The sequence below is a fragment of the Paraoerskovia sediminicola genome (assembly GCF_030296575.1).
GTDB lineage: Bacteria > Actinomycetota > Actinomycetes > Actinomycetales > Cellulomonadaceae > Paraoerskovia > Paraoerskovia sediminicola.
This window is the reverse complement of sequence record NZ_AP027729.1, coordinates 275,728-295,016: the sequence shown is the minus strand read 5'-3', so window position 1 is coordinate 295,016 and position 19,289 is coordinate 275,728. Positions and strand designations below refer to the sequence as shown.

Here is a 19,289-nt window from a genome sequence, read left to right as displayed (position 1 = left end):
GTCAGTCCCGGAGGGTCGCCGCCAGAGCCTCGACGAGGCCGGGCACGAGGTCGGAGCCGAACGCGACCTGGGTGTCGTCGTCGTGCGACCGGGACCGCAGACCGCACCAGGCGGACCCGTCGCGCAGCACGCCGACCGCGATCCGCACGTCCTCGCGGGACGGGTGCTCACTGAGGAACGCGAGCGCCGCCTCCGGGTCGCCGGGGACGTCCTGCTCGGCCTCGGGCGGCAGCACGATCCGCTCGACGACCAGCGCCGCACCGTCGACGGAGTCCGGCCAGCCGATGCGGGCCAGGAGGGCCTCGAGGTCGTCCGCCTCGGCCAGCTCCTGCTCCACCGAGGTGAGGTGCCCGTTGCCCGTCGCGGCGGTCTCCACGACGTCGGCGGGCAGCCGCTCGGCCAGGCTCGGGTCCGCGGCGAGGGCGCCCGCGGTGTCGACGAGCGCGAAGAGGCGGACGGGGCCGTCCCACCCGGCGGACGAGACGTGCTGCTCGATCTCGCGCACGGCCTCGGCGAGCGCGATCTGCGCGGCGGTGACGGAGGTCTGCGGCCCGTCCGCCGTGTGCGGCGAGGGCGTGCTGGGTTCGTCGGTCATGCGACCAGGGTCCCAGACGTCGGGGCCGGTGGACCACCCGGTCGAGGAGCGCCGGCGACGCCTGCAGTGACCTGAACGTGACCGTTCCGTGTCACATCGTGGTGGGGCCGTGTGGGAAACTTGGTGACACGACCGACGACCCCTGCAGCGATCCGCGCCCACGGGCGCCGAGAGCTGCCGCAGATCGCAACGAAGAGGTAGCCCGTGTCATTCGCCGCACCGCCCCGCCAACAGTCGGAAGGCTCGCCGCCGTCGCGGCGTCGCAGCCCGCTGATCGTCGCTCTCGTGGTGGTGGCCGCGCTCGTCGTCGTGCTCCTGCTGCTCGCGCAGTTCTGGACCGAGGTGCTCTGGTTCGCGCAGCTCGGCTTCGAGGAGGTCATCTGGACGGAGTGGGGCACGCGCGCCGCGCTGTTCGTCGCCGCGTTCCTGGTGATGGGCGGGATCCTCTTCACCTCGCTGTCGATCGCCTACCGTTCGCGGCCGATCTACGCGCCGTCGACGCCCGAGCAGGCGACGCTCGACCAGTACCGTGAGGCCGTCGAGCCGCTGCGCAAGGTCGTCACCTGGGGAGCGCCCGCGCTCGTCGGCTTCTTCGCCGGCACTGCTGCGGCGTCGCAGTGGCAGACGGTGCTCCTCGCCGTGAACCAGGTCGCCTTCGGCAAGGACGACCCGCAGTTCGGCATGGACATCTCGTTCTTCATCTTCACGCTCCCGCTGCTGCGGTTCGTCGTCGGGTTCCTCCTCGCCGTCGTGATCGTCGCCGGGATCGGCGCGCTCGTGACCCACTACCTCTACGGCGGGCTGCGCATCGGCGGCTCGGGCGACACCCCGCGCACCACGAAGGCGGCGCGCGTGCAGCTCGCCGTCACGGGCGCCGTCCTGGTGCTGCTCATCGGTGTGAACTACTGGCTCGACCGGTACTCGCTGCTGACCTCCACGAACGCCAAGTTCGACGGGGCGTCGTACACCGACGTCAACGCGGTGCTCCCGGCCAAGACGATCCTCGCCTTCGTCGCCGTCGGCGTCGCGGTGCTCTTCGTCATCGCGGCGTTCCGCAGCGACTGGCGGCTGCCGGTCATCGGGGTCGGGCTGATGGTCGTCGCGGCGATCGCGATCGGCGGCATCTACCCGGCGATCGTCCAGCGCTTCCAGGTGACGCCGAACGCGCAGGAGTTCGAGGCCCCGTACATCCAGCGGAACATCGACGCGACCACCCAGGCGTTCGGCCTCGACAAGGTGGAGTCCCAGCAGTACGACGCGTCGACCGAGGCCGAGGCCGGAGGCCTGCGGGAGGACGCGCAGACGACCGCGTCGATCCGCCTCCTCGACCCGCAGATCGTCAGCCCGACGTTCCGCCAGCTCCAGCAGAACAAGCAGTACTACAACTTCGAGCCGACCCTCGCCGTCGACCGGTACACGATCGACGGCGAGAGCGAGGACACCGTCATCGCGGTGCGCGAGCTCTACCTCGACGGCCTCGGGTCCGACCAGCGCAACTGGGTCAACGACCACACCGTGTTCACGCACGGGTTCGGCGTGGTCGCCGCCTACGGCAACCAGACCGGTCCGGAGGGTCGCCCGGCGTTCTACGAGGGCGACATCCCCGCGAAGGGCGCGCTGACCGACATGGGGGACGGCTACCAGGAGCGCATCTACTTCAGCCCCCAGGCGACGGAGTACTCGATCGTCGGTGCGCCCGACGAGACGACGCCGTGGGAGCTCGACTACCCGGACGACGAGGCCGGTGGCCAGGTCAACACCACGTTCGGCGCCGACGGCACCGTCGCGGGTCCGAGCGTCGGCGGATTCCTGAACAAGATCCTCTACGCGCTCAAGTTCGGCTCGGAGCAGATCCTCTTCTCCGACCGCGTCACGAGCGAGTCGCAGATCCTCTACGACCGCAGCCCGGCGGAGCGCGTCCAGAAGGTCGCCCCGTACCTGACGCTCGACGGTCGGGTCTACCCGGCGGTCGTCGACGGGAAGGTCAAGTACGTCGTCGAGGGCTACACGACGTCGGACGCCTACCCCTACTCGGCGCAGCGCTCGATCGACGAGGCCACGGCGGACTCGCTCACCGGCACCTCGGCGTCGATCCAGGCGATCGCCCCCGAGGAGGTCAACTACATGCGCAACTCGGTCAAGGCGACCGTGGACGCGTACGACGGCTCCGTCGACCTGTACTCGTGGGAGCCGGACGACCCGATGCTCAAGGCGTGGGAGGGCGTGTTCCCCGCGAGCATCCAGCCGATGTCCGAGATCACGAGCGACCTGATGAACCACCTGCGCTACCCCGAGGACCTGTTCAAGGTGCAGCGGTCGCTCCTGACCCAGTACCACGTGACCGACGCCTCGGAGTTCTTCTCCGGCCAGGACTTCTGGCGCAACCCTTCCGACCCGACGGTCGACGGGCAGAACAAGCCGCTGCAGCCGCCGTACTACCTGACGCTGCAGATGCCGGGTCAGGACTCCCCGACCTTCTCGCTGACCTCGAGCTTCATCCCCGGCGGTAACACCGACCGCGAGATCCTCACCGGGTTCCTCGCGGTCGATGCCGAGGCCGGGACCGAGGCAGGCCGGAAGTCCGAGGACTACGGCAAGCTCCGACTGCTGGAGCTGCCGCGCAACTCGACGGTCCCCGGACCGGGCCAGGTGCAGAACACCTTCGACACGGACCCGACGATCGCGAACGAGATCAACATCCTCTCGCGCGGGAACTCGGACGTGATCAAGGGGAACCTGCTGACCCTCCCGGTCGGTGGTGGCCTGCTCTACGTGCAGCCGGTCTACCTGCAGTCCACGGGTGACGTGAAGATCCCGCTGCTCCGCAAGGTCCTCGTGTCCTTCGGTGACGAGGTCGGGTTCGCCGACACCCTCGACGAGGCGCTGAACCAGGTGTTCGGCGGCGACTCCGGGGCCGACGCGGGCGACGCGGGCGGCGAGGCCGAGACCGAGGTGCCTGATGCCCCGGTCGACGGGGACAGCGACGTCGTGCTGCCGGACTCCGGTGAGACGACCGAACCGACGACGGAGCCCACGACCGAGCCGTCGGCAGAGCCGACGACGGAGCCCACCGCGGACACCGGTGGCGGCGTGGACGGCGACCCGACGGCTGCGCTCGACCAGGCGCTGACCGACATGCAGACGGCGCTCGACGACGGCAACGCCGCGCTGGCGGACGGCGACTTCGCCGCCTACGGCGAGGCACAGGACGCTCTCGACGACGCGGTCCAGCGGGCGGTGGCGGCGCAGGACGCGATCGAGAACGGCTGACCTTCGGGGTCGACACGGCGACGGGCCGGTCGTGGGGAGACCCTGCGGCCGGCCCGCCGTCGTCTCGGGGTCCGGCCCCGGCCGTGCGCGGTCCGATGCAAGTCGTGGCCGGCCGGTGTGATCAGCGTCATGGGCCCGGGCGGTGGAAGTGATTTGGCCTGACGTCCCACCCCGCGTAGGGTGGTGTTCACCGACGCGGGGTGGAGCAGCTCGGTAGCTCGCTGGGCTCATAACCCAGAGGTCGCAGGTTCAAATCCTGCCCCCGCTACTCAGGAACAGCACCGAAGGCCCGGACCACCAGGTCCGGGCCTTCAGTGCTGTCTCTCTCAACGTTCGGATCGAATCGATACGATCCATCGCAGCCCCTTCTCACCGTGAGGCACACCCGCATGGCCACCACCCTCACGTCCGGTCGACCCTGGCGTGTGATCCTGGCGTTCTCCGTCCCGCTCTTCCTCGGGAACGTCGTCCAGCAGCTGTACGGGCTGACCGACGCCTTCGTCGTCGGGCGCGCGATCGGCGTCGACGCCCTCGCCGCGGTCGGCGCCACGGGTGGGCTGACGTTCCTGCTCCTGGGGTTCACGTTCGGGATGACGTCCGGGTTCGCGATCCCGACCGCCGTCGCGCACGGCGCACGAGACACCGACGGCCTGCGTCGCTCCGTCGCCACCGGGACGGTGCTGACCGCGCTCGCCTCACTCCTCGTCACGGTCGTCGCGATCGCTGCCACGGGACCTGCGCTGAGGCTGCTGCGCACCCTCCCGAGCTGATCCACGACGCCCAGGTCTTCTCGGTGGTGACCTTCGGCGGCACGGTCGCGCTGATGTTCTTCAACTACCTGTCCTCGATCATCCGCGCGATCGGCGACTCGAGGACGCCCCTGTACTTCCTCGTCGCCTGCTGCGTCCTCAACGCCGGCCTCACCGTGCTGCTCGTCGGCGCGCTCGGCCTCGGCGTGGGTGGGGCCGCCGCAGCGACCGTCGCCTCGCAGGCGGTGTCGGTGGTGCTCTGCCTCGCGTACGTGCGCCTCCGCGTCCCCGAGCTCCTGGTCCGCCGCGGCGGGTGGAGGGTCTCGCGCGGGGACTACGCGCAGCACCTGCGCCTCGGGCTTCCCATGGGGCTCCAGATGTCGATCATCGCGATCGGGACGCTGGTCGTGCAGTTCGCCCTCAACGAGCTCGGGGCCGATGCCGTCGCCGCGTACACGACGGCGGCCCGCGTCGACGGGATCGCCGTTGCCCTGCTCGGCTCCCTCGGGCTCGCGGTGTCGATGTTCGTCGCCCAGAACCGGGGTGCGCGCAGGGACGACCGGATCCGCCAGGGCGTGCGCCACGGCGTGATCATGGCCGTCGTCGGCTCGGCCGCGCTCGGGGCGGTACTCGTGCTGTGGGGGACAGGTCTCGTCGAGCTCTTCGTCGGCCCGGGTCAGGGCGCGGTCGTGGACATGGCCGGGGAGTTCCTGACGGTCAACGGCGCGCTGTACTCGGTCCTGGGCGTGCTCTTCGTCGTGCGTGGCGCGCTGCAGGGTCTCGGGCGTTCTCTCGTGCCGACGGTCTCCGGGTTCCTGGAGCTCGTCATGCGTTCTGCGGCGGCGGTCGTCCTCGGCGGGGCCTTCGGGTACTCGGGGGTCGTCTGGAGCAACCCGCTCGCGTGGGCCGGTTCGGTCTGCCTGCTGGTCCCGGCGTACCTCGCGTGGCAGCGCAGGCACGTGGGCGCGTCGGACCGTGCGGTCGAGGACGGCGGCGCGGAGGTCTGCGTGCGGGGCGACGACCGTCCGCTCGACGTCGCGCGACCTGTGGCCGTCCCGTCCTCGAGCGGTCGGCGGCTCAGGGTCGGGCGTCGTGCGTGGTCGGCGACGCGCCCCGCAGTCCTGCGGCGGCAGGCCCGGGCGCACCGGGGTCGCCGTCCGGCAGCTACCGGACGGCGGCCGTGAACCGAGGGCCGACACCCGGGTGACGTCGGCGCGGGCCCCTCGGAGACAGCCGCGGACACGTCGCCCTGCAGGACGCCATTGGTCAGGAGACCATCGAGGGATGCCGATCACCACCTGTCACATGTCGGTATCGCTCGACGGGTTCGTCGCCGGTCCCGGCCAGAGTCGTGAGGAGCCGCTCGGGCGTCGGGGAGGCGAGCTGCATCGCTGGCACCTGGGCGACGAGCGGGCCACCGAGAACGACGCACGGGCGTCCGCCTGGCTCATGCGCCCGCGGGGCGCCTACGTCATGGGTCGGAACATGTTCGGGCCTGTCCGCGGCGCGTGGGACGAGGACTGGCGGGGGTGGTGGGGGCCCGAGCCGCCGTACCGCGCACCGGTCTTCGTGCTGACGCATCACGCCCGCGAGCCGATCGAGATGGACGGTGGGACGACGTTCCACTTCGTCACCGGCGGCTTCGGCACGGCCTATGCGCGGGCGCGCGAGGCGGCCGGCGACAAGGGCGTCGACATCGCCGGCGGTGCGTCCGCCGTCCGCCAGGCTCTCGCCGCCGGGGTCGTCGACGAGCTCACGCTCGACATCGTCCCGGTCCTCCTGGGGTCCGGTGAGCGTGTGTTCGACGGCGTCGACGAGTTCGGGTTCGAGCCCGTCGACGTGCTGCACTCCCCGTTGGCCACGCACGTCCGCTACCGCCGGACGGGCTCGAGCCCGGGGTGATGCGGTGGGTGTCGCCCGTGGTGCGATCGGCGTCGTGCGTCGCGTAGACTAGGACCACCGACGCGGGGTGGAGCAGCTCGGTAGCTCGCTGGGCTCATAACCCAGAGGTCGCAGGTTCAAATCCTGCCCCCGCTACTCAGGTAGTCGACGAAGGCCCGGACCATGCGGTCCGGGCCTTCGTCGTTCCTGGTCCTCGTGGTGGCCGATGCCCCAACGCGCGTGTGCGCACGGTGTCGCGGACCTGCGCGGCGTCTACACCCTCGAGAGTCTCGTTCGCGGGGTGCGGAGTCGCGCGAGACCCCGCGAACGGAACTCTCGGCGCCCTGCCGGAGCGACGCTCACTCGACCAGTACCTGCCGACGCCGGAGGGCCCGCCCGCCGAACGGCGGACGAGCCCTCCGAGGCGTACGGATCAGAGCGCGTGGATGATGTGCTCCACCTGGTCCTTGGCGTCCCCGAAGAGCATCGAGGTGTTGTCCTTGAAGAACAGCGGGTTCTGCACCCCGGCGTAGCCGGTGGCCATCGACCGCTTGAAGACGATGACGCGTCCTGAGTTCCACACCTCGAGGACCGGCATCCCGGCGATCGGGGAGCCCGGGTCGTCGAGCGCGGCCGGGTTGACCGTGTCGTTCGCCCCGATGACCAGGACGACGTCCGTCGCTCCGAGGTCGTCGTTGATCTCGTCCATCTCGAGGACGATGTCGTACGGCACCTTGGCCTCGGCCAGCAGCACGTTCATGTGGCCCGGGAGCCTGCCCGCGACGGGGTGGACGCCGAACCGCACGTCGACGCCCTGGGCGCGCAGCTTCTCGACGAGGTCGGCCACCGGGTACTGCGCCTTGGCGACGGCCATGCCGTAGCCCGGCGTGATGACCACGGTCTTGGCGTCCTTCAGCATGTCGGCGACGTCCGCCGCGTTCGTCTCGTGGTGGTCGCCCACCACGCCGTCGCCGGCGCCCGCGGAGGGTGCTCCGCCGTCCGACCCGAACCCGCCCAGGATCACCGAGACGAACGAGCGGTTCATGGCCTTGCACATGATGTAGCTGAGGATCGCACCGGAGGAGCCGACGAGCGCACCGGTGACGATGAGGAGGTCGTTGCTGAGCATGAACCCCGCAGCGGCGGCGGCCCAGCCGGAGTAGCTGTTGAGCATCGACACGACGACGGGCATGTCGCCGCCGCCGATCGCGGCCACGAGGTGCCAGCCGAGGGCCAGCGACAGGACCGTCATGATGAGCAGGGGCCAGACGGACGCGCTCTGGACGAACCAGGCCATGCACGCCCCGGAGGCGACCACGATGCCGAGGTTGACGAGGTTGCGGCCGGGGATCGTGAGCGGGGCGCTCTTGATCTTCGCCGACAGCTTGAGGTACGCCACTACGGACCCGGTGAACGTCAGGGCCCCGATGAAGACTCCGAGGAAGACCTCGACGAGGTGGACGGCGTCGTGCCCCTCGGTGAGGTAGGAGTTGAACCCCACGAGGACTGCCGCGAGGCCGACGAAGCTGTGCAGGATCGCGATGAGCTCGGGCATCTGCGTCATCTCGACGCTGCGGGCCCGCCAGAGTCCGACGGTCGCGCCGATGAGGAAGACGGCGAGGATCAGCGAGAGCGTGACCCATACGGGACGTTCGCCGTGGTCGGCGGCGAGCGCCACCGTCGCCCCGAGGGCCAGCACCATGCCGACCATCCCGAGGACGTTCCCGCGCTTGGCGGTCTCCTGCTTGGCGAGACCCGCGAGCGACAGGATGAAGAGCACGGCCGCGACGACGTAGACGGCCTGAGCGACGGACGTGAGCATCAGGCGTCCTTCCGGAACATGGCGAGCATGCGGTACGCGACCGCGAATCCACCGAAGATGTTGATCGCTGCGACGGTGGCCGCGACGAAGGCGAGCGTGGTGACGAGCAGGTTGTCGTTGCCGATCTGCAGGAGCGCGCCGACGAGGATGATCCCCGAGATCGCGTTGGTCTGGGCCATCAGGGGCGTGTGCAGCGAGTGCGACACGTTCGAGATGACGTAGTAGCCGACGATGACCGCGAGCACGAACACGGTGAAGTGGCTGAGGAACACGGCGGGTGCGAACGAGATGCCGAGCGTCACGAGCACCGCGGCGAGCGCGAACCCGACGAGCCGACGGCGGCCACGGAGTCTCGCGGCGTCCGCCTCCTCGGCGGCCCTGACCGCCGGGTCGACCTCGGGCTGCGGTGGCGCCGGCGGCGCGGGCGGGGGAGCGGCCGAGACCTGGACGGGCGGCGGCGGCCACAGCACGTCGCCCTCGTGGGTGACGGTCATGCCGCGCTGGACCGGGTCCTCGAGGTCGAGGACCAGCGCGCCGTCCTTGCCCGGGGTCAGGAGCTCCAGGAGGTGGACGATGTTCGTGCCGAAGAGCTGCGAGGTGTGCTGCGGCATCCGGGACGTGAGGTCGGTGGCGCCGAGGATCGTCACGTCGTTGCCGGTGACGACCTTCTGGCCCGGGTCGGTGAGCTCGCAGTTGCCGCCGCCCGAGGCGGCGAGGTCCACGATGACGCTGCCCGGGCGCATGCCGGCGACCATCTCGGCGGTGATGGTCGTCGGAGCGTGTCCGCGCACGAGGGCCGTCGTGATGACGACGTCCGCCTTCGCGGTCTCCTCCGCGTACATCGCGGCCGTTAGCGCCTCCTGCTCGGCGGTGAGCTCGCTCGCGTACCCGTCGGAGCTCACCTCCTGCTGCGCGGTCTCGGCCTGGACGAACGTCGCGCCCATGGACTCGATCTGCTCGCCGACCTCGGGGCGGACGTCGAACGCCCGCACCTGGGCGCCGAGGCTCGCGGCGGTGCCGATCGCGGCGAGCCCGGCGACGCCGGCACCGATGACGAAGACGTTGGCCGGCGGCGTCTTGCCCGCGGCGGTGACCTGGCCGGAGAACATGGCGCCGAGCTCGGTCGCGGCCTCGACGACGGCGCGGTACCCGGCGACGTTGGACAGCGTGCTGAGCACGTCGAGCGCCTGGGCGCGCGAGATGCGCGGGACGGCGTCGAGCGCCATCGCGGTCACGCCGCGCACGCGCAGGGCGTCGACGAGGTCGGGCTTCGCGGCGGGAGCGAGCATCGAGATCAGCGTCGAGCCGGGCGCGAGCCGGGTGACGTCGGGGTCGGACGGCGCGTTGACGGCCGTGACGACGTCGGCGCCCCAGGCCTCGGCCGCGTCCGCGACGGTCGCGCCCGCGTCGGCGTAGGCGTCGTCGGCGAAGTGGGCCGCCTCGCCGGCGCCGGCCTCGACGACGACGTCGTAGCCGAGACTCACGAGCTGCCCGACGGTCTTCGGGGTGGCGGCGACGAGGCGCTCGCCCGGTCGTGACTCGCGCGGGACACCGATCTTCATACTGTTCGTACTCCCTCGGGTTGCTGGGTCCGTGTCGCCCGACCGGTCTGTCCTCGTGACCGGCAGGTCGGCAGGACGACGTAGGACTACTTGCAGGCGATTGATCGGTAACTCAGAGTCAGATGGTGATCTCCACCATATCGTCTACCACGCGTGAGGATAGCGCTTTCCGCAAGTCTTCGGGGCGACCGTCGCAGCATGTGGACACGAGGCCGGGACGGGGACGTGGACGGTGCGAGCCGGACGCGAGCGGCCCCAGGTCTCAGGTCTGAGGCCCAGGTCTGGGGCCCCAGGTCTGAGGTCTCAGGACTGCGTGCGCGACACAGCCTTCCGACGGCGCACGGCGACGACCGTAGCGGACGTGACCACCAGGACCACGACCACCACTGCCACCACCGCGATGGTGGTCGTGCCGAGGCCCGCGACGGTGCGCGTGAGCCAGGTCTGGACCTGCGTGGCGGTGTCGATGACCGGGTCGCCCGAGAGGTCCCCGCCCAGCACCCGGATCTCGTACCAGCCGAACCACGTCACGTAGGCGCCCGCGAGGATCAGCAGAGCCCCGCTGAACCTGGAGATGACGGGCGCCGCCCGGCGCATGCGCGCGATCATCCCGGTGGACGCGGTGGCCGCCGCGATCGCCAGGACCCCCACGACGGCGCCCATCCCGATCGCGTACACCACGTAGGTCAGCAGCACCGGCAGGACGCCGCCCGACCGTGCGGCCCCCGCGGTCACCGCGAGGAACGGGGCGATCGTGCAGCTCAGCGAGGCGAGAGCGAACGTGGCGCCGTAGCCGACCTGCGACCACCACGACTGCTTCGGTGCCCGCCCGTAGCGGGCCAGGCCGCCGATGCCGAGCTCACGACCCGACAGCAGCCACACGCCCAGTCCGATGAGCGCGACACCCACGACGACCGTGACGACCGGCAGGTAGCGCTCGAACGAGACGGTCAGCGTCGTCAGGGCGAGCCCCGCGACGCCGAACAGGAGCGCGAAGCCCGTCGTCATGCCGGCCGTGAACCGTGCGGCACGCGCGATCGCGGCGCTCTGGCCGCCGTCCGACCCCTCGGGGGCCCTCGCCACGAGGAGCGTGAGATAGGCCGGCAGGAGCGCGAAGCCGCACGGGTTGAAGGCTGCGACGGCCCCGGCGACGAGCGCCAGGCTCAGGAGTACCGGATCCACCGGTCAGCCGCCGTCAGCCGTCGACGAGCGCGGAGGCCGTGGACTCGAGGTCGTCGTGGCCCATCGCGCCGACCACGAGCTCGGTCTCGCCGTCGGCGTCGATGAAGACGAAGGACGGCTGCGAGACGACGCCGAACTTCTGCCACAGCGAGCCGTCGTCGTCCACGACGTGGATGAACTCGCCCGTGCCGGTGTCGTCGACGAACTCCTGCATCGCGTCGACCTCGCCGAGCCCCGGGACGCCGACGAACGCGACCTCGCCGTCCAGGTCGGCGGCGACCTGTGCGACGGCCGGACCCTCGCCGCGGCAGATGTGGCACCAGGGCGCCCAGAACCACAGGACGGTGGGCTCGCCGGCGAGCGTGGCGGCGTCGAAGGCCGCACCGTCGACCGTGTCACCGGAGAACTCGAAGGCAGCGGGCACCGCGACCGGGTCCTCGGCGTCCTCGGCCGGCTCCTCGGACTCCTCGGCCGGCTCCTCGGTCTCGGAGTCCTCCGGGGCCTCGGTCGGTTCGGCGGGCTCGGTCGGCTCTGCGGCCTCGGTCGGCTCTGCGGTCTCGGTGGCCGCCGTCTCGCCGGACGCGGCCGCGTCGTCGCCGGCGTCGGTCGTCCCAGCGCAGCCTGCGGTGACGAGAGCGAGCGTGGCGAGCGTCGCGATCGGGGTGATCCTGCGGGTGCGGGTCGTGGTGCTCACGGCGGGCTCCTGGGTCGTGACCGGACCGCCGCGAGGTCACGCGGCGTCGTCCTACGAACGTACCCGGACCGGGGCGGGACGTCGGCCTCCGGCGGATGACGGTTACCGAACGGTCGACCGGGGCCCTGCGGCAGCGGGCGGTCGGACGGCGAGGGTCGCCTCCGCGCGCAGGCCGCCCGCCGGGCTCGTCGAGAGCGACACGTCCCCGCCGTGCTCGCGCGCGAGGGCCCGGGCGATCGGCAGCCCGAGCCCGGTGCCTCCGGAGTCCCGTCCCCGCGAGGACGCGAGGCGGGCGAAGCGCTCGAACACGCGCTCCCGCTCGCCCTCCGGGACTCCCGGGCCGTCGTCGTCCACCACGATCCGGACCGCGGATCGGGTGCCTGCGGTCGTCGGTGCGCTCGGGAGTTCGCTCAGTGCGACGGTGACCACGGTGCCGGCGTGCCGCACGGCGTTGTCCACCAGGTTGCGCAGGATCCGGCGGGTGGCGGTCGGGTCGAGCTCGGCGACCACGCGTCCCTCGACCTCGACCCTGATCTCGGCTCCGCCCTCGGCCTCGCCCTCGCCCTCGCGTCCGGTCGTGCGGTCCGCGGCGCCCGCCAGCACCTCCCGGGCGATCTCGCGGGCGGTCACGGCGAGGTCGACCTCCTCGGACGGGCGCACGCTCGACCCCGACGAGCCGACCTTCGCGAGCACCAGCAGGTCCTCGACGAGCTCGCCGAGCCGGGCGGTCTCGACGGCGAGGTCGGCCGCGAGCTCGGTCGCCGAGTACGCATCCGGGTGGGTGCGCGCGACGTCGATGGTCGCCCGCAGGGCGGCGACCGGGGACCTGAGCTCGTGCGCGGCGTCCGCCACGAACGCGTTCTGGCGCGCCGCCGAGGCGTCGAGCCGGTCCAGCATCGAGTTGAGGGTGCGCGCGAGCGCGGCGAGCTCGTCGTCGACGGCGGGGACCGGCAGCGAACCGGGCCCGCCGACGTCCCGCACACGCTCCGCGCCGAGCCGCAGCTCCTCGACCGGGCGCAGCACGCGGCCGAGGACGCTCCAGATCACCAGGCCGAGCGCGAGGGTGAGCAGGGGGACGACGACGAGCAGCGAGATCCGCAGCGCGGCGACCACGCCCTCGACCTCGCGCAGGGGAAGACCCGCGACGGCGGTGGCCGGTGCGCCGTCGACGGTCGTCGGGAGCGCCGCGACCCGGGTGGGCCCCGACCCGTAGGGGCTCGACTCGACGGTCCGGGCGGTGACCGACGGCCCGAGGCCGTCGAGCTCGTCGCTCCCCACCAGCGGCAGCGTGCGGCTCGCGCTCGACGACGTCGCCAGCACGCGACCCTCGGCGTCGAGGAGCTGCACCACCTCGCCCGGCTCGCTCGCCTGCAGCACGTCCGGCACGCGGTCCGACGTCGCGAGCTGGTCGAGCTGCCGGACGCTCACGGAGAGCAGGTCGTCGGTCGCCGCCACCCGACCCTGGGCCACGACCGTCGAGAGCGCCACGGACCCGATCGCGAGCGCCAGACCGGTGAGCAGCGCCGCGACGAGCGTGAGCCGTAGTCGCAGTGACCACGATCGTCGGCCGGATCGGCGATCGTGCCGGCGGTCATGTCGGTGCTCGGGCCCGGCACCGTCCCCACCCGGCCCTCGACCGACCGGGGCGTCCTGCGCGCTCACGCCCCGCCGTCCGCCACCACGTACCCGGCGCCGCGGACCGTACGCACGCTCGCGCGGCCCAGCTTGCGTCGCAGGTAGCCGACGTACACCTCGACGACGTTCAGGTCGTCGCCCGCGGAGTCCCAGACGTGGTCGCGGAGCTCGACCTTGCCGACGACCTGCCCGGGCCGGCGCATGAGGTACTCGAGCAGGGCGAACTCCCGCGCGGTGAGCTCGACGTCGGCGCCGTCCTGCCGGACGGTGCGGGCGGCAGGGTCCAGCGTGAGGGAGCCGACCACGAGCACCGCGGGCCGGGGGACGGCGCCGCGTCGCAGCAGGGCGCGGAGCCGCGCGACGAGGACCACGAACGCGAAGGGTTTCGCCAGGTAGTCGTCAGCCCCGAGGTCGAGGCCGTCGGCGACGTCGTGGTCGCCGTCCTTCGCGCTCAGCATGAGCACCGGTGTCCAGATCTCGGCGGCGCGCATGGCACGCACCACCTCGTAGCCGGAGAGGCCGGGGAGCATGACGTCGAGCAGGACGGCGTCGTGGTCGTCCTCGAGCGCCAGGTCGAGCCCGCGATCGCCGTCGGTGGCGACGTCGACGGCGAACCCCTCGGCCGCCAGGCCCCGCTGGAGGGCGCGCGCCATCACGACCTCGTCCTCGACCACCAGCACGCGCACCGTCGAAGCATCCCACCCGGTGCGGGTCCGCGGGTGCTCCGGCAGCGCTGTTCCCGGTCGGGTGCCGGTCGCGTGTCGACCGGCGGCGACCTCTCAGCGCCGTCTCAGGTGGACTCGTGCACAGTGGTGCCATGAGCACCTCAGACCCCTCGAACCACGTGTCCGGCCGGCCCGACCCGTCCGCCGCTCCCGGTGATGCCGGCGCGGCCGGCGCGCCCGCCGGGTCGCAGCGCAAGCGGCTCCGCTGGGCCGTGCCCGGCGTCGCGGCGGCCGCGGTCGCCGCCGCCTTCGTGGTGCCGTCCGCCCTGAGCTCCACGGCCGCGGACGACGTCCCGCCCCTCACGGCGGACGAGCTCGTCGCGCGCATGACCTCCACCGAGCCTGTACCGATCTCGGGGACGGTCGTGTACACCGCGCGGCTCGGCCTTCCCGACGTCACCGTCGGGGGCATGACCGGAGCCGGCCCCCTCGACCTCCTGGGCGGCAGCTCGACGGTGCGCGTCTGGTCCGACGGGGCCGAACGCTCGCGGGCCGCGCTGCTCGGCGACGTCTCCGAGTACTCGGTCGTCAAGGACGGCGCAGAGGCCTGGACGTACTCCTCGGCCGACGACGAGGCCGTGCACTACACGGTCCCCGCCGACCGGCTCGCGGAGTACGAGGACCTCGCCGAGGGCCGCGCGCCCGAGGTGCAGGGCGACGTGCCGACCCCGACCGAGGCCGCCGACCTGATGCTCACCTACGCGCGGACGACGACCGACATCACGGTCCTCGAGCCCACCGAGGTCGCCGGGCGGTCCGCCTACCAGCTCGAGCTCGACCCGCAGACCGACGGGACCCTCGTGGACCGGGCGCTCGTCGCGGTCGACGCCGAGACCGCGGTGCCGCTGCGCGTGCAGGTGTGGAGCACGCAGGACGCGAGCGCGCCCGCGATGGAGGTCGGCTTCACCGACGTGTCCTTCGACGCCCCCGACGACTCGGTCTTCGACTTCACGCCCCCGGCCGGCGCCGAGGTACGCGACGTCGAGGTCCCGCTGCCCGAGCCGTCCGAGCTCGGGCCGAAGGACGACAGCACGGCCGACGCCGCCGACCACGGCGTGTCCGTCGCGGGCACCGGCTGGGAGACCGTCGTCGAGCTCACCGGGGTGGACGTCGCCCAGGTCCTCGGGGCCACCGCGGCCGGCGAGCTGCCCGACGTCCCGGGCGAGAGCGGCGCGGAAGACTTGATGAACGAGTTCACCGAAGGCGGGGAGGGTGAGATCCCGGGCATCCCCGAGCTCGACACCACCGCGCTCTACGACCAGCTCACGACCGAGGTCGACGGCGGCCGGGTGCTCTCGTCGGCGCTGCTGTCGGTCCTCGTCACCGACGACGGCACGGTCTACGCCGGAGCGGTCCCCACGTCGACGCTGACGGAGCTGGCGGCCGGATGAGCGAGGGCTCCGCGGCGAGCAGCGACCTCGCCGTCCGCACCCGCGGCCTGACCAAGCGGTTCCGCTCCGGTCAGGTCGCGGTCGCGGGGATCGACCTCGCCGTGCCCCGAGGGGCCGTGTACGGGTTCCTCGGTCCCAACGGGTCGGGCAAGACGACGACGATCCGCATGCTGCTCGGTCTCGTCGCGCCGACCTCCGGCGAGATCGAGCTGCTCGGGCAGCCCCTGCCCGGGGGCCTCGGGCTCGCGCTCCCACGGGTCGGTGCGCTCGTCGAGGGACCGGCGTTCCACCCGTACCTCGTGGGCCGCGCCAACCTCGAACGCCTCGACGCCGCAGACGCCACCACGGACCCGCGCACCCGGGCCGCCCGGATCGCGGCCGCGCTCGAGCGCGTCGGCCTCACCGCAGCGGCCGGCAAGAAGTACCGCCAGTACTCGCTCGGCATGAAGCAGCGCCTCGGCCTCGCCGCGGCGCTCCTGCGCCCGCGGGACCTGCTGCTGCTCGACGAGCCGACGAACGGCCTCGACCCGCAGGGGACCCGCGAGGTCCGGACCCTCGTGCGCGAGCTCGCCGACGGCGGGACGACGGTCCTTGTCTCGTCGCACCTGCTGAGCGAGATCGAGCAGGTCTGCTCGCACATCGGGATCATGAGCCGCGGGAACCTGCTCGTGCAGGGCCCGCGGAAGGACCTCACCGCGACCGGTCGCGCCGAGCTGCGTGTCACGACGTCCGCCGGCCAGGCCGGTCACGCCGCGCAGGCGCTCGAGGGCCTCGGGCTCGCCGGTCCGACGGTCCGCGAGACAGGGGCGACGGCGGTGCTCAGCACCGAGCTCGGCGAGGTCGCGCCGGAGAAGGTCTCCCAGGTGATCGTCTCCGAGGGGATCGACCTGATCGGGCTCGAGGTGCGACGTCCGACGCTGGAGAACCTGTTCGTCGAGCTGACCGGGGAGGGCTTCGATGTCGCTCGCTGACCAGCCTGCTGACCGGACCGGCGCCCGGCTCGCCCCACCTGCCGCGGCGACCGGGACGCCGTCCGGCCCTGCGGAGCTGCCGACCCGACGTGGCGCCACCGCCCGGCTGCTGCGCAGCGAGCTCGGGCTCGTGCTCGGCCGGCGCCGCAACCAGGTGCTCCTTGCCGGGCTCGCGGCCGTGCCGCTGCTCATGGGGATCGTCCTGTTCGTCACCCAGGACACCCCGGTCGCCGGGCAGGGACCCGCCTTCTTCGACCGCGTGACGGGCAACGGGCTGTTCCTCGTCTTCACGTCGCTGTTCGTCTGCCTGCCGTTCCTGCTGCCGCTGACCATCGGCATCGCGTCCGGCGACGCGGTCGCGGGGGAGGCCGCGGCGGGGACGCTGCGGTACCTCCTCGTGACACCGGTCCCGCGGACCAGGCTCCTCGTCGCCAAGGCGCTCGGTGCCCTGGTGTTCGCGGCGTGCGCCGTGCTCGCCATCGCGGTCATGGGGCTCGCCGTCGGGGCCGCGCTGTTCGGCCTGGACGACGTGACCCTGCTGTCCGGGGACACGATCCCGCTCGCCGAGGGCGCCCTGCGGGCGCTCGGGGTCGTCGCCTACGTGGCGCTCTCGCTCACCGGGCTGGTCGCCGTCGGGTTGTTCTTCTCGACGCTCACCGAGGTCCCGGTCGCCGCGATGGCGGCCACCGTCGTCGTCGCGATCGTCAGCGGAGTCCTCGACGCGCTGCCCCAGCTCTCCGCGATCCACCCGGGGCTCCTGACGCACCACTGGCTCGACTTCGGCGAGTTCCTGCGGCTTCAGGTCGACGCCGGGGTGCTCCTCGAGGGGCTGGCCGTGCAGGCCGCGTGGGTCGTCGTCTTCGGGGCGCTGGCGTGGAGCAGGTTCACCACGGCGGACATCTCGTCGTAGCGGACTGCCGGGGTCTGCGCCTGTTCCGGCAGGCTTGGACCCTGGGGTATCAGCGCGGACGCCCGGCGCTCCCTCCAGGTAGGCGCTCGCGGCGGCAGGGTCGCGCGCGACGGATCGGAGGCCGTGATGAAGCGGATCGTGCTGTGCTGCGACGGCACCTGGAACTCCCCGGACCGGGAGAGCGTGTCCAACATCGAGAAGATCGCGCGGTCCGTCCGCACCGGGGTGGTGTCGGACGGCGTGGCCCAGTCCGTGTTCACCATCGGTGGCGTGGGGGCCGGCGGGTACCTCGTGGACAAGGTGCTCGGCGGCGCGTTCGGGTACGGCCTGACACGGCACGTCCTCGACGGGTACCGGGTCCTCGCCCTGAACTACGACCCGGGCGACGAGGTGTACGTGTTCGGGTTCAGCCGCGGCGCGTACACGGCGCGGTCCGTGGTCGGCATGGTGGCGTCCGTCGGGCTGCTGCGGCCCCAGGCGGTGCTCGACAACCGGCTCCGCCAGGCCGGCCGCCTGTACCGGTCCCGCGGCCGCGCCGAGGACGACGCCGAGCGCACGGCGTTCCGGGCCAACCACTGCTACACCGAGGTGCCGATCACGATGCTCGGGGTCTTCGACACGGTGGGCGCGCTCGGCGTGCCGGGGCTGACCCGCCGCCGCAGCCGGTTCCACGACGTGCGGCTCTCTCCGTCGGTGGCGTGCGCCCGGCAGGCCCTCGCGATCGACGACCGTCGCAGGACGTACGAACCGTGCCTGTGGACGGCACCGGACGGCTCGCCCGACCTCACGTCGGATCGGGTCAAGCAGGTCTGGTTCCCCGGCGCGCACAGCGACGTCGGCGGCGGTGCGCCGCACCAGGGGCTCTCGGACATCACGCTGCGCTGGATGCTCGACGAGGCCGAGGGTGCGGCCTCGTCGTCGACACCGACCGGCTCCGGTCACAGCTCAGCACCGAGCCCGTGCTCCAGATGCGCTGCGCGCCAGGCCCGCTCTTCTCCGCGCTCAACCTCGTGCGCCGGCTCGGATCGAACCGCCGTTTCCGTGGCGACACCCGCGTCCTCGAACCCGTCGCGCGCGGCGGAGAGGTCGACGCGGGCGTGCGGATCGCTGCCACCGCGGTCCGGTGCGCGACCCCGGACGACGACGGCTACGGGCGCCACGCCTGCAACATCGGCTGGTGGCGCGGTGGCGCCGGCGACGACTTCGGAGGGGCCGTCGAGGCGGTCGCCGGGACGGAGACGGACGAGCGGCGCCTCGTCGTCCTCTGAGCCGGCGGGCGAGCGGTCCCGGGCTGAAGCGACCGTCGTCGCGTGTGACGCTGGACCCATGACGGACACGACGGCGCAGAGCGGGCCCCCGGTGCCACCGGAGACGCTCGTCCCCCCGGACGCCCACGTGCTGGGCGACCCCGGCGCGCCCGTGACCCTCGTCGAGTTCGGGGATCTGGAGTGCCCGTACTGCCGCGACGCCGCGCCGGTGCTGCGCGAGGTCGTCGAGACGTCCGGCGGGCAGGTGCGCCTCGTGTTCCGCCACTTCCCGCTCTTCGAGGTCCACCCCCACGCGCTCACCGCGGCGCTCGCGGTCGAGGCCGCCGGCGCCGTCGGCGCGTTCTGGCCGGTGCAGGAGGCCCTGTTCGCGGCGCAGCCCGACCTCGGGGACGAGGTGCTGCGGAGGGTCGCCGTCGAGCACGGCGTCGACGGGACGACCGCCGTCGGGTCCGGGGCGCAGGGCTTCGGGGACACGGTCGAGCGCGACTACGCCGACGGGCTGGCGGCCGGCGTCCTGGGGACGCCCACGCTGTTCGTCGACGGCGTCCGCTTCCGCGGCCCGATCACGACGGCGGCGGTCCGGGCCGCGGTCGACGCGGCCGCAGCGGGGACGGGACAGTCGTAGGCGGGTCGT

13 protein-coding genes, 2 tRNA genes and 1 pseudogene are annotated in these 19,289 nt (G+C 72.5%); 9 read left to right on the top strand and 7 right to left on the bottom strand.

Translation table 11 applies throughout. The features are described from left to right. Position 1: 1 nt before the first annotated feature. Positions 2-595, bottom strand: a complete 594-nt coding sequence (locus QUE47_RS01555) for a PPA1309 family protein (RefSeq protein ID WP_286218292.1) — start codon at positions 593-595, stop codon at positions 2-4. 204 nt (positions 596-799) lie between these two features. Between QUE47_RS01555 and QUE47_RS01550 the strand changes: the two genes are divergently transcribed. The 5 genes and pseudogenes from QUE47_RS01550 (at position 800) to QUE47_RS01530 (ending at position 6,651) form a co-directional block, all read left to right on the top strand. Then, the gene (locus tag QUE47_RS01550) at positions 800-3,865 is read left to right on the top strand and encodes a UPF0182 family membrane protein (protein WP_286218291.1); all 3,066 of its coding nucleotides are present in this window, start codon (positions 800-802) and stop codon (positions 3,863-3,865) included. A gap of 194 nt (positions 3,866-4,059) precedes the next feature. Next, positions 4,060-4,133, top strand: a tRNA-Met gene (locus QUE47_RS01545). Then, positions 4,095-5,798 (top strand): annotated as a pseudogene (locus QUE47_RS01540) (MATE family efflux transporter); the annotation flags it as partial. The gene QUE47_RS01545 and the pseudogene QUE47_RS01540, both read left to right, overlap by 39 nt. 100 nt (positions 5,799-5,898) lie before the next feature. Beyond that, positions 5,899-6,516: a dihydrofolate reductase family protein gene (locus QUE47_RS01535; RefSeq protein WP_286218290.1), complete on the top strand. Its 618-nt coding sequence runs from the start codon at positions 5,899-5,901 to the stop codon at positions 6,514-6,516. Between the two features lie 61 nt (positions 6,517-6,577). Beyond that, a tRNA-Met gene (locus QUE47_RS01530) sits at positions 6,578-6,651 on the top strand. A gap of 277 nt (positions 6,652-6,928) precedes the next feature. Here QUE47_RS01530 and pntB read toward each other — a convergent pair. The 6 genes from pntB to QUE47_RS01500 form a co-directional block, all read right to left on the bottom strand. Then, positions 6,929-8,317, bottom strand: coding sequence for a Re/Si-specific NAD(P)(+) transhydrogenase subunit beta (gene pntB, locus QUE47_RS01525; RefSeq protein WP_286218289.1), 1,389 nt, complete (start codon positions 8,315-8,317; stop codon positions 6,929-6,931). Then, positions 8,317-9,879 (bottom strand): Re/Si-specific NAD(P)(+) transhydrogenase subunit alpha, encoded by a 1,563-nt coding sequence (locus QUE47_RS01520; protein ID WP_286218288.1) that lies wholly within the window; start codon positions 9,877-9,879, stop codon positions 8,317-8,319. Before QUE47_RS01520 ends, pntB begins: the two co-directional genes overlap by 1 nt. Before the next feature lie 303 nt (positions 9,880-10,182). Further along, positions 10,183-11,061, bottom strand: a complete 879-nt coding sequence (locus tag QUE47_RS01515; protein WP_286218287.1) for a cytochrome c biogenesis CcdA family protein — start codon at positions 11,059-11,061, stop codon at positions 10,183-10,185. Between the two features lie 13 nt (positions 11,062-11,074). Further along, positions 11,075-11,755 carry a redoxin domain-containing protein gene (locus QUE47_RS01510; RefSeq protein WP_286218286.1) on the bottom strand — a complete coding sequence of 227 codons (681 nt, stop codon included), beginning with the start codon at positions 11,753-11,755 and terminating at the stop codon, positions 11,075-11,077. 102 nt (positions 11,756-11,857) lie between these two features. Further along, positions 11,858-13,417, bottom strand: a complete 1,560-nt coding sequence (locus QUE47_RS01505; RefSeq protein WP_286218285.1) for a sensor histidine kinase — start codon at positions 13,415-13,417, stop codon at positions 11,858-11,860. Beyond that, a complete protein-coding gene (locus QUE47_RS01500; RefSeq protein ID WP_286218284.1) occupies positions 13,414-14,076 on the bottom strand; it encodes a response regulator transcription factor in 663 nt (220 codons plus the stop codon). The genes QUE47_RS01505 and QUE47_RS01500 overlap by 4 nt, the downstream gene beginning before the upstream one ends. 131 nt (positions 14,077-14,207) lie before the next feature. Between QUE47_RS01500 and QUE47_RS01495 the strand changes: the two genes are divergently transcribed. From QUE47_RS01495 to QUE47_RS01480, 4 genes are all read left to right on the top strand, one after another. After that, on the top strand, positions 14,208-15,506 hold the full coding sequence (locus QUE47_RS01495) for a LolA family protein (protein ID WP_286218283.1): 1,299 nt from the start codon (positions 14,208-14,210) through the stop codon (positions 15,504-15,506). Continuing rightward, positions 15,503-16,477, top strand: a complete 975-nt coding sequence (locus QUE47_RS01490; RefSeq protein WP_286218282.1) for an ABC transporter ATP-binding protein — start codon at positions 15,503-15,505, stop codon at positions 16,475-16,477. The genes QUE47_RS01495 and QUE47_RS01490 overlap by 4 nt, the downstream gene beginning before the upstream one ends. Continuing rightward, positions 16,464-17,387, top strand: a complete 924-nt coding sequence (locus QUE47_RS01485; RefSeq protein WP_286218281.1) for an ABC transporter permease — start codon at positions 16,464-16,466, stop codon at positions 17,385-17,387. The genes QUE47_RS01490 and QUE47_RS01485 overlap by 14 nt, the downstream gene beginning before the upstream one ends. A 126-nt stretch (positions 17,388-17,513) precedes the next feature. Then, positions 17,514-19,280, top strand: a complete 1,767-nt coding sequence (locus QUE47_RS01480; protein ID WP_286218280.1) for a phospholipase effector Tle1 domain-containing protein — start codon at positions 17,514-17,516, stop codon at positions 19,278-19,280. Positions 19,281-19,289 lie beyond the last annotated feature (9 nt).

Excerpts from the sequence above, each read along its gene's own strand:
- QUE47_RS01555 (WP_286218292.1), bottom strand. The coding sequence starts at position 595 with ATGACCGACGAACCCAGCACGCCCTCGCCGCACACGGCGGACGGGCCG.
- QUE47_RS01535 (WP_286218290.1), top strand. The coding sequence starts at position 5,899 with ATGCCGATCACCACCTGTCACATGTCGGTATCGCTCGACGGGTTCGTC.
- pntB (WP_286218289.1), bottom strand. The coding sequence starts at position 8,317 with ATGCTCACGTCCGTCGCTCAGGCCGTCTACGTCGTCGCGGCCGTGCTC.
- QUE47_RS01520 (WP_286218288.1), bottom strand. The coding sequence starts at position 9,879 with ATGAAGATCGGTGTCCCGCGCGAGTCACGACCGGGCGAGCGCCTCGTC.
- QUE47_RS01495 (WP_286218283.1), top strand. The coding sequence starts at position 14,208 with ATGAGCACCTCAGACCCCTCGAACCACGTGTCCGGCCGGCCCGACCCG.
- QUE47_RS01490 (WP_286218282.1), top strand. The coding sequence starts at position 15,503 with ATGAGCGAGGGCTCCGCGGCGAGCAGCGACCTCGCCGTCCGCACCCGC.
- QUE47_RS01485 (WP_286218281.1), top strand. The coding sequence starts at position 16,464 with ATGTCGCTCGCTGACCAGCCTGCTGACCGGACCGGCGCCCGGCTCGCC.
- QUE47_RS01480 (WP_286218280.1), top strand. The coding sequence starts at position 17,514 with ATGAAGCGGATCGTGCTGTGCTGCGACGGCACCTGGAACTCCCCGGAC.